This window comes from Kitasatospora sp. UYEF31 (genome assembly GCF_057291755.1).
Window position 1 is genome coordinate 131211 of record NZ_JBXAWK010000003.1, and the last position, 13657, is coordinate 144867.

12 protein-coding genes are annotated in these 13657 nt (G+C 72.7%); 6 read left to right on the forward strand and 6 right to left on the reverse strand.

From position 1 onward, the window contains the following. Positions 1–83: 83 nt before the first annotated feature. The 3 genes from AC0Z36_RS02475 to AC0Z36_RS02485 form a co-directional block, all read right to left on the reverse strand. On the reverse strand, positions 84–758 hold the full coding sequence (locus AC0Z36_RS02475) for a lysophospholipid acyltransferase family protein (RefSeq protein ID WP_485460953.1): 675 nt from the start codon (positions 756–758) through the stop codon (positions 84–86). Further along, complete coding sequence (gene cmk, locus AC0Z36_RS02480) at positions 755–1438, reverse strand: (d)CMP kinase (protein ID WP_485460954.1); 684 nt, start codon at positions 1436–1438, stop codon at positions 755–757. Before cmk ends, AC0Z36_RS02475 begins: the two co-directional genes overlap by 4 nt. A 127-nt stretch (positions 1439–1565) precedes the next feature. Further along, a complete protein-coding gene (locus AC0Z36_RS02485; RefSeq protein WP_485460955.1) occupies positions 1566–3080 on the reverse strand; it encodes an MFS transporter in 1515 nt (504 codons plus the stop codon). A 212-nt stretch (positions 3081–3292) separates the two neighbouring features. Between AC0Z36_RS02485 and AC0Z36_RS02490 the strand changes: the two genes are divergently transcribed. After that, on the forward strand, positions 3293–3931 hold the full coding sequence (locus tag AC0Z36_RS02490; protein ID WP_485460956.1) for a TetR/AcrR family transcriptional regulator: 639 nt from the start codon (positions 3293–3295) through the stop codon (positions 3929–3931). A gap of 135 nt (positions 3932–4066) precedes the next feature. On the opposite strand, the gene AC0Z36_RS02495 is transcribed toward AC0Z36_RS02490, so the two are convergent. Further along, positions 4067–5152 (reverse strand): prephenate dehydrogenase, encoded by a 1086-nt coding sequence (locus AC0Z36_RS02495; RefSeq protein ID WP_485460957.1) that lies wholly within the window; start codon positions 5150–5152, stop codon positions 4067–4069. 227 nt (positions 5153–5379) lie between these two features. On the opposite strand from AC0Z36_RS02495, the gene AC0Z36_RS02500 reads away from it, so the two are divergent. Genes AC0Z36_RS02500 through AC0Z36_RS02520 form a run of 5 tightly spaced genes read left to right on the forward strand, consistent with a single transcriptional unit; the run spans position 5380 to position 9741 of the window. Next, positions 5380–5625 carry a hypothetical protein gene (locus AC0Z36_RS02500; protein ID WP_485460958.1) on the forward strand — a complete coding sequence of 82 codons (246 nt, stop codon included), beginning with the start codon at positions 5380–5382 and terminating at the stop codon, positions 5623–5625. A 9-nt stretch (positions 5626–5634) separates the two neighbouring features. Then, a complete protein-coding gene (locus tag AC0Z36_RS02505; protein ID WP_485460959.1) occupies positions 5635–6327 on the forward strand; it encodes a hypothetical protein in 693 nt (230 codons plus the stop codon). A 4-nt stretch (positions 6328–6331) separates the two neighbouring features. Then, positions 6332–8932: a sensor histidine kinase gene (locus AC0Z36_RS02510; RefSeq protein WP_485460960.1), complete on the forward strand. Its 2601-nt coding sequence runs from the start codon at positions 6332–6334 to the stop codon at positions 8930–8932. Next, entirely contained in the window at positions 8904–9305 is a 402-nt protein-coding gene (locus tag AC0Z36_RS02515; protein ID WP_485460961.1) for a roadblock/LC7 domain-containing protein, read from the forward strand. Before AC0Z36_RS02510 ends, AC0Z36_RS02515 begins: the two co-directional genes overlap by 29 nt. A 46-nt stretch (positions 9306–9351) precedes the next feature. Further along, positions 9352–9741 carry a DUF742 domain-containing protein gene (locus AC0Z36_RS02520; protein ID WP_485460962.1) on the forward strand — a complete coding sequence of 130 codons (390 nt, stop codon included), beginning with the start codon at positions 9352–9354 and terminating at the stop codon, positions 9739–9741. Here AC0Z36_RS02520 and AC0Z36_RS02525 read toward each other — a convergent pair. Together AC0Z36_RS02525 and AC0Z36_RS02530 are read right to left on the reverse strand one after the other, a co-directional pair. Then, positions 9727–11724, reverse strand: a complete 1998-nt coding sequence (locus tag AC0Z36_RS02525; protein ID WP_485460963.1) for a hypothetical protein — start codon at positions 11722–11724, stop codon at positions 9727–9729. The two genes, AC0Z36_RS02520 and AC0Z36_RS02525, sit on opposite strands and share 15 nt — an antisense overlap. Continuing rightward, entirely contained in the window at positions 11721–13655 is a 1935-nt protein-coding gene (locus AC0Z36_RS02530; protein WP_485460964.1) for a hypothetical protein, read from the reverse strand. The genes AC0Z36_RS02525 and AC0Z36_RS02530 overlap by 4 nt, the downstream gene beginning before the upstream one ends. Positions 13656–13657: the final 2 nt, after the last annotated feature.

Here is a 13657-nt window from a genome sequence, read left to right on the forward strand (position 1 = left end):
GTGGGCCGTGCGGCGGGTCGGTTCCGGTACGGCGAGGCCCCGAAGGGGTCTGCCGTGCCGCCGTTACGGCCGTACCGGGACTGTCAGCCCGTACGGCCGGTGAGTCGCTTCGCCTCGACGAGGTGGGCACTCAGGTGTTCGACTACGCGTTCCATCGCCGCCTGGACGGCCTTGCGGCCGCCGGGGCCCGGCTTGTCGGTGACGGTGAACGGCCTGCCGTAGACGACGTCGATCCGCGCCCGCCACTTGGGCAGGGTGCCGATGGTGTCGTCGCCCGCGCCGGTGCCCAGACAGGCGACCGGCACGATGGCCGCGCCGGAGCGCTGGGCGAGGTACGCGAGTCCATTGTGCACCGAGCCGAAGTCTCCTTCTCCCCGTGTGCCCTCCGGGAAGATCCCGAGCATGCCCCCGCCTGCGAGGATCTCCAGGGACCGGCTGATCATCGTGCGGTCGGCCCTGCCCCGGGTGACGGGCAGGTGGCCGACGCCGCGCAGGACCGGGCCGAGGAGGCCGGTGAACATCTCCTCTTTGACGAGCATGTGCGTCGGACGCGGTGCGTACGCGAACATCATCGGCCCGTCGAGCAGGCTCGCGTGGTTGCCCGCGAGGATGACGGGCCCCGCCAGCGGCACGTGGTGGGCGCCGAGCGAGCGGATCCGCCAGAGGGTGCCGAGGACCGGGACGCCGATGATGTGGGTGGCCCTGGCCAGCGGCGGTTTCTTGATCCGGCCGGCGGGCGTCTGGGCTCCGGTGGTCATCCCACCCGGCTCTCGATGAGTTTGAGCACGTGCTCGACGACCTCGTCGCGGGTCAGGTGGGTGGTGTCCACCTCGACCGCGTCGGCGGCCAGGGTGAGCGGGGAGACCGCGCGGGTGGAGTCGAGCCGGTCGCGGCGGGCCTGGTCGGCCCGGATCGTCGCGGTGTCGGCGGCGGCGCCGGTCAGCTCGCCGCTGCGGCGGGCGGCGCGGGCCTCCTCGGAGGCGTTGAGGTAGATCTTGACCTGGGCGCCGGGGGCGACGACGGTCGTGATGTCCCGGCCCTCCACGACGATGCCGCCGGTGCCGATGGCCGTGCGCTGGAGTCCGACGAGCCGGGTACGGATCTCAGGCACCGCGGAGACGGCGGAGACCGCGCGGGTGACCTCGCCGGTGCGGACCGGGGCGGCGACGTCGGTGCCGTCCACGGTGATCGTGGGCCCCGCCGGGTCGGTGCCTGAGACGATCTGCGGCTTGTCCGCGGCGGCGGCGACGGCTGCGGCGTCGCGCACGTCGACGTCGTTGTTCAGCATCCACCAGGTCATGGCGCGGTACATCGCGCCGGTGTCCAGGTAGCGCAGGCCGAGCCGGACGGCGACCGCCCGGGACACGCTGGACTTGCCGGTGCCCGACGGCCCGTCGACCGCTACCACGACGGCCTCGTAATTCGGGGATGTTTCCACGGGTCTGAAAGCCTTTCGGGCGCGGGGCGGGGTCCTCTTGAGGGTACCGGGCCGGGCGCGCCCTGATCGGTACACCGGAAACCGCTGCCGGGACGGGCCCGGCAGCGGTTTCCCGGACGTGCGGCGGTCACACCTTCGCGGGTGAGTCCTCCCGTACGGCGTCCTTGGTCGTTCCCGTGACCAGGCGGGAGCGGGCGCCCGTCTTCGGCAGGCCGAACAGGGCGACCAGGACCACCAGGCCCGAGGCCACCGCGGCGATCACGAAGGAGATCGTGAACGCGTTCTCAGTCGGCAGCTTGACCGGGAGCCCGGCGATGAGGTGGCCGGTGAGCAGCGACGCGACGACCGCGGAGGCCAGCGAGGAGCCGACGGAGCGGGCGATCGAGTTGACGCTGTTCGCGATGCCCGTCTGCCCGGCCGGGACCTCGGCCATGATGAGCGCGGGCATCGCCGCGAAGGCCATCGCCACGGCGGACTGCACGGAGACACCGGCGACGATCATCTGCCAGGTGGTGTCGTGGAACAGTGCGATGAAGGTGTACGCGAAGAGGGACAGCAGGCCCGCGACGAGCAGGGCGATCCTGCCCCCGAAGCGCTTGACGATGAGGCCGCCGACCGGCGCGGCGATGATCGCGCTGAGCGCGCCGGGCAGCAGGTAGACGGTGGACGCCTGGAGGACGGTCGCGCTGAAGCCGTATCCGGCGACCTTCTCGGGCATCTGGACGAACTGCGAGACGCCGAGGAAGCCGACGAACATCATCATGCCGACGAGGATGCCGGCGAGGTTCGTGAAGGCGATCGGGCGGTGGGCGAAGACCTTCATGTCGATCATCGGGTCGTCGACGCGGCGCTCGAACAGGGCCCAGGCGGCGAACAGCAGCGCGGAGGCGAGGAACAGGCCGATGACGCCCGGCGAGGACCAGCCCCACGTGTTGCCCTGGGAGACCGGGAGGAGCAGGGCGACCAGGGCGGCGCCGAGCAGTCCGGTGCCGATCCAGTCGATGCGGCCGGTGACCGTCGGCTTGTGCTTGGGGAGGACGGCGAAGACACCGGTCATGGCGATGAGGACCAGGACGACGGCGGCCCAGAAGATGCGGTGGTAGTCACCGTGGTTGTTGGTGAGCAGTCCGGTCAGGACGAGGCCGATACCGCCGCCGATCCCGATCATGCCGCTGACCAGTGCCATCGCTCCGGTGAGCTTCTCCCGGGGCAGTTCGTCACGCAGGGCGCCGAGGGCGACGGGGAAGAGTCCGCCCCACGCGCCCTGGAGCACCCGGCCGATGATCAGCAGCGGCAGCGAGGTCGTCAGGGCGGCGAGCAGTGATCCGGCGAGGATCAGCGCGAGGGCGAGCAGCAGGGTGCGGCGCTTGCCGAACAGGTCGCCCATCTTGCCGAACAGCGGGGTGAGGACGGCGGCGGCCAGGAGGTTCGCGGTGAGCACCCACGAGACCGCGGAGGCGTCGGCCTTCAGCGTGGTCCCGATGGTGTTCAGCACCGGGACGACGAGGGTCTGGAGCATGGCGCCGACCATGGCCGCGAACGAGAGCACGGCGATGATCAGGCCGGTGTGGCGGGTCTTGGCCGCCGACTCGGACAGTCCGGTCGGCTGGGCGTCCGACATGGCGAACGGCGGGGTGGACATCAGCGGTTTCCTCGGATCTTCGGGTACGGAGTGGCCGACGATATAATCAACACTATGTCGAGTATTGCCGAAGGTGTGTTGAAATGAAGAATCGCCCCTTCCCGCGGGGGGGTCCGCGGACGCGGAGAGGACGACCGGCACGGCCGGGCGGGAACGGGCCGGTCGCGCAGGGCGGCCTTGGCGAAGCCGTACGCACAGGGATACTGAGGAGCATGCAACGTGAGGCGCCGATGACCAGGACCGGCCGCAGACGCGGGCCCAGCAAGGGTGACCTGCGCGAGCAGGCGATCCTCGACACCGCCCGCGGGCTGCTGGCGCACAAGGCGCCGGCCAGGATCACGATCGACGACCTGGCGTCCGGGGCGGGCATCTCACGCCCCAGCTTCTACTTCTACTTCCCCAGCAAGCAGGCCGTGCTCGAAGCACTGCTCGAACCGGTCGCCGAGACTTTCGACGCGGTGGCTGAGCAGTGGCTGACGACTGAAGCGTCCGCGGACGAGCTGCGCAGCTCGCTGGTCCGGCTCGCCGACCTGTGGCGGGACCACGGCCCCCTCCTGCGCCTGGTCTTCCGCGACGACGCGGACGGCGGGCTCAGCGTCTTCCGGGACCGGCTGATCGGCACGCTGACCGCGAACGCAACCGAGCGCATCAACAACGACCGGGCGACAGGTCTGGCGCAGCCGGGTCCGCCGGCGGCGGATTCACTCGCGCTGATGCTGGTCAGGCTGATGGTGTGCACGTTCGCCGAGGTCACGGGCGACGGGAACCGGCCGGTGCCGGACGAGGTCGTGGACACGTTGACGATCGTGGTGGGGCGGTCGATCTACGGGCGGTCACCGTACGCGGACTGAACGACGGACCTTCGGGGCCGTCGGTTCGGATATCCGGTCCACCCTCCAGGTTGACATCCGGTGAAACGGGTTGCGAGCTGTCACCGCGGAGCGGCCGGCCCACGCGGTGGCTCCGCGGACCGGGGACCTGGCAGGTCACCGCTGTACGGTCCACCCCTTGGCACGCAGCGCGACCGTGAGCCGGTCCACGGCGGCCGGGTCCACCATCAGTTCCACCAGGCCCGCGGGGCGGCCCTGGGCGTGGTCGATGCTGATGTCCTCGATGTTGACGCCGGCCAGGCCGACGTCGGCGAACAGCCGGGCCAGCTCGCCGGGCTGGTCGCCGACCATGACGGGGACGGGCTCATACCGGGTGGGCTGCGAGCCGTGCTTGCCGGGGATGCGGGCGTGCCCGGCGTTGCCGCGGCGCAGCACGTCGGTCACACCTTCAGCGCCTTCGAGGCGCTTGGCCTCGTCCTCGGCGGCGAGTGCGCGCAGGGCGGCGACAGTGGCGGTGAGGTCCTCGGCCACTCCCGACAGGACGTCGGCGACCGCGACGGCGTTGCCGCCGAGGATGTCGGTCCACAGGCTCGGGTCGGACCCGGCGATGCGGGTGACGTCCCGGACGCCCTGACCGGCCAGCCGGGTCGCGGTGTCGGGCGCGCCCTCAAGGCGGGCGGCCATCAGCGCGGACACCAGGTGCGGGGCGTGGGAGACCAGTGCGACGGCGCGGTCGTGGTCGGCGGGGCTCATCACCACCGGCACCGCGCGGCACAGGGCGACCATTTCGAGGGCGCGGTTCAGTGTCTCGGTGTGGGTGTCCCGGGACGGGGTGAGCACCCACGGGCGGCCGTCGAAGAGTTCGGCGCGGGCCGCGAGGGGCCCGGAGCGCTCCCGCCCGGCGAGGGGGTGCCCGCCGACGTAGGTGGAGACGTCGCAGCCGAGGGCTTCGATGTCGCGCAGCGGCTGTTCCTTCACGCTGCCGACGTCGGTGTAGCCGAGGGCGAGGTTCTCGTCCTGGCAGTCCTTGAGGACCCGGCCGATGAGGCGCGGCGGGACGGCGAGGACCGCGAGGTCGACGGGTCCGTCCGGGGCCGCTTCCGTGCCGGCGCCGAGCGCGGCCGCGGTCCGTACGTTGGCCTCGTCGTGGTCCCGGAGGTGGACGGTGATGCCGCGCGCGGTGAGGGCGAGGGCCACGGACGTGCCGATCAGGCCGGTTCCGACGACGGCGGCGGTGCGCATCAGGATCTCCAGGGGTGTCGGGACGACCAGGTTAACGGCGTACGGGTCCGCGGTGCGGCAGGTGTCCGCGGGTCAGGATTTAAGTGATCGCGTACGGGTGGCCCGGGCGGCAGGATGGTGTCCATGGATCCGAGACCGCCCGCGGGCACGCTGCGGGAGACCCTACTGCGCGACCACCTCGTCTACACCTGTGTGACGGGCTCGAACGCCTACGGCCTCGCCGGGCGATGACCTGCCGGGAGCTGCTGCGCACGGGTGTCCTGCGTACTGACGTCGGCGGGGACCGCGACTGGCTGCTCGCGGTCAAGCGCGGGGAAGTCCCGTGGGAGGAGGTCGGGGCACGGCGCACGGAGATCCACCTCGACATCGAACGGGCCGTCACCGACACTCCGCTGCCCGCCCTTCCGGATGTCCGGCGGGTTGAGGAGTTCCTGGTCCGGGTGCGCCGAGAGTCACTGCCCAAGCTGTGCTGATCTCCGCCTTTGCGGGACAAAGCGGGCTTCCCGAACGCCGGGTTCGTCACAGTCGGGCAGTCGTTGTGCCTACAGGGCAGGGCTGGTGACAACACGTCACGTGCGGACTGGCACAATCCTGCGGCGGCGTACACCACGACCCACCGTGGCGACGCCCCGTACCGCCTGGAGGAATCCATCATCACGCGCAAGCGCCTGGGCCTGCCCCGAACCGCTGCCGGCTGGAGCATCGCGACCTTCGGCGCGATGGCCCTGACCATGGGCGTCGCCGGGCTCGTCAACCCGCGCGGCACCGCTGAGAAGCTGGGCTTCGAACCGGTCGACGACGACGAGCGCACGGCCTCCGACGGCACACTGACGTTCGCCACCGCGTCCTCGATGGCCTCGGTCAACATGGGCGTGTACTACCTGCTCGCAGCAGCCACCGAGACCCGCGACTTCTACCGCTGGACGGTTCCGTTCCGGCTGGTGACCACCACCGTGTTCAGCGCGGCCGTGGCCCGGAAGATCGCGCCCAAGGGCTTCGGCACCGTGGCCGTATGGGAAGGGGCGGGCGCGCTCATCACCGGTGCGGCGCTGGTCTACGACGCCAGGAAGGCGACGAGGCAGGCGACACGCGAGGCGGCGGCGTCGGCAGTGGAGAGCGCCGTGGTGACGAGTGTGGAGAAGACGGTCCGGCGCACAGCGGCGACAGGTCGCTGAGACCATGCGTCCCGTCGCCCTGCGGTCGGTCCCACGCCGGCTGCGCAGCCGGTCCATCCGGGCCCGCATCGTCACCCTGCTGATCGTGCCGATGGTCTCGCTGACCGCCCTGTGGGGCTTCTCCGCGACGGCCACCAGCAGCGAGGCCTGGGACATGCTCCAGGTCGGCAAGACCTTCGACCACTTCGGCGAACCGGTCGACGACGTGGTCCTGGCGCTCCAGGACGAGCGGCGGGACAGCGTGGACTTCCTGGCGTCCAAGTCGCCGGGCGGGTTCCCCCGGCAGTTGCGCGTCCGGCAGGAGACCACGGACAAACAGATCACCCGCATGCGCGAACGCACGTCCGACTCCAACGCCCGGAGCGCGCTCAGCACGCGGCAGTTGCAGCGGGTCACGGACCTGGACGGGGCGCTGGACACCCTGGGGACCCTGCGCAGCCGGGTCGCCTCCCGGGACCTGTCGTGGAGCGACGTGATCGACGAGTACAACACAGTCATCGACCTGACGCCGATCCTGTACATCGACCTGACCAGTATCGCGAACACCGAGCTGGCCAAGGATTCGCTCACCCTCATCGAACTGGCGCGGGCCCGCGAACTGTTGTCCCGCGAGGACTCGTGGGTGACGGGACTGCACGGCACGGGCCGGCCGGCCGAGCGGGACGTCCGGGAACTCGCCGCGGCCGTCCGCCAGCAGCAGACGCTGTTCCGGGTGACCGTGCCCCGGCTGAACACCGCCGACCGGGAGCGGTTCGAGGCCTTCTTCGCCAGTCCGACCGCCACAGCGGTGCGGGCGCTGGAGGACAAGGCGATGACGGCGGACGAGGCGTCGTTCGCCAAGTCGGTCGACATGGTCCAGTGGCGCAGAACCCTGGACACGGCGCTGTGGCAGATCCACGAACTGAACGAGACCAGCGCCAAGAAGACCATGGCGCGGGCGAAACCGTACGCGGTGCGGGTCCTGGCGGTGGCCGCGGTCATGGGCGGGCTCGGCCTGGTCGCGGTCATCGTGTCGGTCATCGTCTCGATGCGGGTGGGACGCCGGCTGATCCGGGACCTGACCGGACTGCGCAACGCCGCCAAGGACCTGGCCGAGGTCCGGCTGCCGCAGGTGATCAAACGCCTGTACGACGGCGAGCAGGTGGACGTGGCGGCCGAGTCGCCGCCGATCTCGGCGGCGTCCGGCGGCAAGGCCGGGGAGATCAGCCAGCTCGCGGAAACCTTCGACGGGTTGCAGCGCACCGCGATCGCCACCGCCGTCGAGCAGGCGGAGCTGCGCCGCGGCCTGTCGGCGGTCTACTTGAACATCGCCCGGCGCAACCAGGTCCTGCTGCACCGTCAGCTGGCGCTCCTGGACCGCCTTGAGCGCAGCGCGCACGATCCGGCGGAGCTGGCCGACCTGTTCCGGCTCGACCACATGACCACCCGTATGCGGCGGCACGCCGAGGGCCTGATCATCCTGTCCGGGGCGGCTCCCGGGCGGGGCTGGCGCAGGCCCATCCCGCTGGTCGACGTGGCGCGCGCGGCGGTCGGCGAGACAGAGGACTACGAGCGGGTGACGGTGTGTCCGCTGCCCGCCGTCGCGCTGACGGGCGGGGCTGTCGCGGATGTGACCCACCTGCTGGCCGAACTGGTGGAGAACGCCACGGTGTTCTCCCCGCCGCACACCCAGGTCGAGGTGCGGGCCGAGGTGGTGGGCGCCGGAGTCGTCGTCGAGGTGGACGACAGGGGTCTGGGGATGGACGCGGCGGCCCTCGACGAGGCGAACGTGCGGCTCGCCGAGTCGCCGGAACTGCGTCCCGCGGAGAGCGACCGGCTCGGCCTCTACGTGGTCAGCAGGCTGGCCCGGCGGCACGCGGTCGAGGTGACGCTCAAGCGGTCGCCGTACGGCGGGGTGACCGCCGTGGTACTGCTGCCGTCGGCGCTGCTGGCCCAGCCGGACCGGACGGCTGAGCCGGACCGGACAGCCGGGCCGGAGCAGACTGCCGGGGCGGACCGGGCGGTCCAGCCGGACCGGACAGCCGGGCCGGAGCGGCCGAACGCGGTGGTTCCGTCACTCTCCGCTGACATCGCGGGCGGTCCGGTGCAGCCGGTTCCGGCCGCGGTGGCGCTTGTCGGGCCGCTGACGGACCCCGGCGGCGGCGGGGACGGGACCGACACGGTCACACACCCGCAGTCGGTGCGGCAGATCGCACAGGCGCTGCGGGGTCACGTGGGGAAGGCCCGCGTTCCGCTTCCGCAGCCGGTACCGGAGAAGGCGTCGCCGCCGGAGAGGACAGCGCGGACAGCGGAAAAGGGGAAGCCGGGACAGCCGGACCCGGCGGCTTCGGGCGCGTTGCCCGATTTGCCGCGCCGGGTGCGGCAGGCCCGGCTGGCTCCACAGTTGAAGTCGCCCGTCCCGACGGACGAGGATGTGATGACCACTCACGAACGTACGGCGGTCGAAGTGCGCAGCCTCGTCTCAGCGTTCCAGCAGGGCACCGTACGGGCCCGGGACGAAGCCGGAACCGCGGCCGCGGCGGGTGCCGCGGCAGTGCACACCCCGATCACCACTCCAGACGGAAAGACCGAGGCCGATGACCGAAACGACGGTGACACCCAGTGAGCTCGACTGGCTCCTCGACGACCTCGTCGGCCGCGTGGCCAAGGTGGACAAGGCGATAGTCCTGTCCACCGACGGCCTCGTCCGCGGTGTCTCGAAGAACCTGACCCGGGAGGACTCCGAGCACCTGGCGGCGGTGGCCTCCGGGTTCCACAGCCTGGCCAGGGGCGCCGGGGCGCACTTCAAGGCGGGCGGCGTCAGGCAGACGCTCGTGGAGCTGGAAGAGGCGTTCCTCTTCGTCACGGCGGCCGGCGACGGCAGCTGCCTGGCCGTGCTGACCAAGGCCGACGCGGACATCGGCATGGTCGCGTACGAAATGAACCTCCTGGTCAAGCGGGTGGGCACGCATCTGGCAACCGAGAGCCGCAGCGAGTAGGAGCCAGGGGCACAGGCCGCGGACTACGGAACGACGGGGGCAGCCGGTGGGCAAACCGCTGTGGTACGACGAGGAGGCCGGGCCGGTGGTCCGTCCCTACTCGATGACGCGCGGCCGGACCACTCCCGCCCGGGAGGCGGACCTCGACCTCATCGCGCTGGTCAGTGCCGTGGAGCCGGACGGGCGCCCGGCCCGGGCCCCGCGTGGGCACAGCAACGGCCCTGAGCATGTGGCGGCACTGGAACTGTGCCGGGGCGGCACGCTGTCGGTGGCGGAGGTGTCCGCGCACCTGGACCTGCCGGTCGGTGTCGTCCGGGTGCTGCTCGGCGACCTCCTGGAAGCCGGGGTGATCCGGGTGACGCGGCCCGCGGCCGAGGCGGGGCGGCCGAAGGCTGCACTGATGCGGGAAGTCCTGGCGGGCCTACGGGCGCTCTGACTCCAGGCGGCACACCCGGTACGGGTCGGCCCACTGGCTGCCCTCCAGGACGTCCGCCAGGAGGCGGTGCGGAGCGCTCCCCCGGTGTGCCACCGCGTCCCGGGCCACCGCGCCGAGGATCCGGCGGGCGTCCGGGTGCCGGTAGAGCACGGCGTAGAGCAGCCGCTCCAGCAGTTTCCGCAGCTGGGCCTGCGGGACTCCGGCGGCGAGCAGCCGGTCGCCGTACGCCCCCACGTCCACCAGTGCGTGTTTGAGCGCCACCCGTTCGCTCTGGTCCCACGCTGCCGGTTTCGTCCGCTTCAGGCGCCCGCACAGCTGCTGCGCGACCAGCGGCAGGACCGGGGGTCCGCCGAGTTCGAGGGCGACGAGGAGGGGCACGGTCCCGTGCAGCCCGCCGAGCAGCCCGGCCGCCCGGCGGCGGTCCAGGATCCCCGCGCGGACCTGTCCGGTGTCGCCGGGCAGGGGTGTGTGCAGGATGGCCGCCGCCTGGTGGATGCGGACGGCGTCCTGCGGCAGGACGCCCCGGGCCCGCCAGGGGGCGCTGATGTCGCGGAACGCCGGGGCTGACTCTGTCTCAGGGGCCCTCTGCGCTGCGGGCGGTGCCGGGTCCGACGGGGTGTGGGAAGGCTGTTCCGGGCGGGCCGCGGGCGGGTCCGCGGCAACCGGCCGGGGCGGTGCGTACGCAGGACGCGGCGGTACGGGGGCACGTGCGGCCGGTAGCTGCTCCGGGTGGGGCCGGAGGGCGGGCTCCACCCGTGGCGGGGCTTCCGGGACCGGCAGGGGTGCCCCGGCCGGCGGCCGCGCCGCGGGGAACAGCACCGGTTCGTCGTCCGGGTCGCTGAGGACTTCCCAGCGGGTGACCACGGGGCGGGCCGGGGCGGCCTCGGCGGCCTGGACGGCTTGGACGGCCGGGACGGTCACGACGGGCGTTGTCGCGGGCGCGACAGGCTCAGCGGGCTCGGCAGGCGCGACAGGCGCGACAGGCGCGACAGGCGCGACAGGCGCGACAGGCGCGACAGGCGCGACAGGCGCGACAGGCGCAGGCTGCGGGGTCAGCAACTCCAGCACCCGCTCGGCCCGTTCCCGGGGTCCCGCGGTGCGCAGGCCGGGGAAGCCGGCCGTCGGCCACTCCTCGTCGCGGTAGCGGCGGACGAGCAGCGCGGCGGCCCGCGCGTAGACGTCCGGGTCGCCGACGCCGGTCCGGTCCGGGGCGAAGCGCTGCCGTCCGCTCCACGGGGCCATGGTCCCGGCCCAGCGGGGCACGACGACCAGCCGGGGGCGGGACGCTCCGTCGGAGGTCTCGAAGGTGGAGACCGTCAGGGGTTCGGGCAGGAGACCGTCGAGCAGTTCGCAGACGCCCCACCACAGGGCCGCCGGATCGCCGGGGATGTCCGGGCGGCGTACGGACAGTGCCTTGTCCGGGTGCCGCAGGAGGGCCGCGACGATGTCGGTCAGCAGTCCGCCGGCGGCGCGGGCCTGTTCGCGGAGCGGGCCGGAGCGGCGGCCCACGAGTTCGTCGAGGACTTCGCGGGAGAGCGGTCCGAGTCCGGATCCGGGTTCAGGTTCCAGCCCGGGTTCCAGCCCGGATTCCAGTCCGGATTCCAGTCCGGATTCGGGCTCCGGGCCGCCGGGGTACCGGGTGTGCGGCCCGTCGGCCAGGGCGAGGGCCGTGTACACGGTGAGGTCTCCGGGTCCACCGACGAACACCAGGGCCTCGTTGCCCCGGCGGGCCCCACCACCCTGGGCGGGCCGCCGGTGGACGACTGCGGTGCCCAGGCAGGTGTGGACGAGGCAGACGCTGATGTCGGGGACTTCGTCCGCCGAGACGTCCACTTCCGCGAGTCCGGCCAGTTGTTCGTCCCAGGCGGCGAGCGCCTCCGAGGACAGGGACGTCGCGGCCGGCCCCATCCCCCGGCGGCCCAGGAGTGTCCTGGGCTGCCAGCGGTAGGCGATCCGGTCCAGTGCGGCACGGCCAGTGGTCATCTGCTGGAACCTCCGCCGGCGGGGTCTGGGGACGTGAGTCCGTGCGCCCGGGCCCACAGCCGCCCGAGTTCGTCGAAGTAGTCCCGCTCCCCCGGCGTGTACTCCACGGTCCGGGTGAACAGCCGGGCGGCGACCTGGTGTTGCGGTCCCGCTTCGGCCAGCCGGTGCACCACGGCGGCCAGTGACCGGGCCGGGGTCCCGTCGGCCGCGCGCCGCAGGATGCGTCCGGCGAGGTTCGCGAGCACTCCGGCCACCCATTCGGGTCCGGCCGTGCCGGACCTGCCCGCCGTACGGGCTTCGGCGTCCTTGAGGACGGTGTCGAAGCGGGACAGGACCGCCTCCACGGCCCGCTGCCCGGCTTCGGACACGTCGAAGGCCGACGCCGCCTGCTTCCCGGAGTCCCCGGGCAGTCCGAGCCGCTGGTTCAGCGTCGCCAGCAGGCCGGGCAGCAGGTGTGGTTCGGCCCGCTCCAGGGCGATGACCGCGGTGACGGTGCCGACCTGCCGCAGGAAGCCGCGGAAGGTCTCGTCCAGTTCCCCGTGTTTCTCGTTGAGGTAGATGGCCGCCGCCTTCAGGGTGAGGACCTCCCCTGCGGTGGCGCCGGCCGCGGTCCAGTCGTCCATGTTCCAGCGGCGCGGCACTCCGGGGTCCGTCCGCTGGGCGATCTGCTGGATCAACTGCTCGGACGTGGGCGGGTGTTGCGCCGGATGACGTTTGAGAGACAGCCGGGGCAGGGCGTGGCGGCGGCCACTGTGCCCGTGTCCGGCGGGCTCGTGTCCGGCGGGCTCGTGTCCGGCGGGCTCGTGTCCGGCGTGGTCGTGTCCCGCGGTCCGGGTGGACAGCGGGTCCGCCGGGCGTGGCGGCGCGGTCCGGGTGGCCGGTGGTTCCAGGTGGGTCTGCGGAGCCGCGCGGTGCCACTGGATGATCTGTTCCACCCGGGCCTCCCGCGGTCCGCCGGCCAGGGTCGCGGTGATGCCTGAGATCCGCTCCTGCGCGGTGAGTCCGACCCGCGGCCGGAGGAATTCGAGCACCTCGCGCATCAGCGGCCATTCGAGCTGCTGGTAATACTCCGTCAGGAGCCCTGCCGCCGTGAGCGCTTCGGGCGGGCGCGGCCCCTGCCGGTCGATCCGGAGTCGCTGCGCCCACGGCTGCGCGGCCACCGGCCAGCGCGGCACGGCGGTGAACCGGGGGCGCGCCGGACCGTCCGTGGTCTCGTACGTGGAGAAGCTCCAGTCACCGCGGACCCCCGGCTCGTACCGGGTGAACGGGCCGCCGACCAGCGGTTCGAGGATGTCGTACAGGCCCCAGAACAGCGGCAGGACCGCGTCGTCGGCCGGGCGCGGGAACGAGTAGGCCGCTCCGGGCCTGGCCAGGACCGCGGCGATGGACTCCACGAGTTCCGGCGCGTGCGCGCGGGCGGCCGCGCGCAGGGCCGCACCGCTCTCCCGGAGGGAAAGGGGGAAGTCCTGCGCGTGCGGGAAATCCGTACGCGGATCCTCGCCGGGGACCGGTGCGGGGGACGGCGGTTCGAAGACCGGGCCCACCCGGAGCGGCCCGAGGGCCGTGCCCACCGGGATACGGTCGCAGTCGCCGGGCAGTCCGGGACCTGATGCCAGGGCGAGGGCGTTGCGCATGTCCAGTTCCCCGACCGGGTCGAGCAGGACGTGGGCGTTGTTGCCGCCGCGGCCTCCCCCGTGCACCGCGAACTCCCGGAGAACCACCGCGTATCCGAGTGGCGTGCGGACCCGTGACCAGGCTGCGCGGGGCGCCCGTACGCCGTCCGCGTCCAGGGAGACGTGCGGGGCGAGGTGCCCGTGCCAGCGCCGCAGCGTCCCGGAGTCGCACGAGGTGGCGACCGGGCCGAGCCCCCGCCCGCCGAGCAGGTCCGAGCCCTCCCAGCGGTAGAGCACTTGATGCAGGACGGCGGTCATGC

Bases quoted from the DNA above. Each gene is read 5' to 3' on its own strand.
- AC0Z36_RS02475 (WP_485460953.1), bottom strand. From the start codon at position 758: ATGACCACCGGAGCCCAGACGCCCGCCGGCCGGATCAAGAAACCGCCG.
- AC0Z36_RS02485 (WP_485460955.1), bottom strand. From the start codon at position 3,080: ATGTCCACCCCGCCGTTCGCCATGTCGGACGCCCAGCCGACCGGACTG.
- AC0Z36_RS02490 (WP_485460956.1), top strand. From the start codon at position 3,293: ATGCAACGTGAGGCGCCGATGACCAGGACCGGCCGCAGACGCGGGCCC.
- AC0Z36_RS02495 (WP_485460957.1), bottom strand. From the start codon at position 5,152: ATGCGCACCGCCGCCGTCGTCGGAACCGGCCTGATCGGCACGTCCGTG.
- AC0Z36_RS02500 (WP_485460958.1), top strand. From the start codon at position 5,380: ATGACCTGCCGGGAGCTGCTGCGCACGGGTGTCCTGCGTACTGACGTC.
- AC0Z36_RS02510 (WP_485460960.1), top strand. From the start codon at position 6,332: ATGCGTCCCGTCGCCCTGCGGTCGGTCCCACGCCGGCTGCGCAGCCGG.
- AC0Z36_RS02515 (WP_485460961.1), top strand. From the start codon at position 8,904: ATGACCGAAACGACGGTGACACCCAGTGAGCTCGACTGGCTCCTCGAC.
- AC0Z36_RS02525 (WP_485460963.1), bottom strand. From the start codon at position 11,724: ATGACCACTGGCCGTGCCGCACTGGACCGGATCGCCTACCGCTGGCAG.
- AC0Z36_RS02530 (WP_485460964.1), bottom strand. From the start codon at position 13,655: ATGACCGCCGTCCTGCATCAAGTGCTCTACCGCTGGGAGGGCTCGGAC.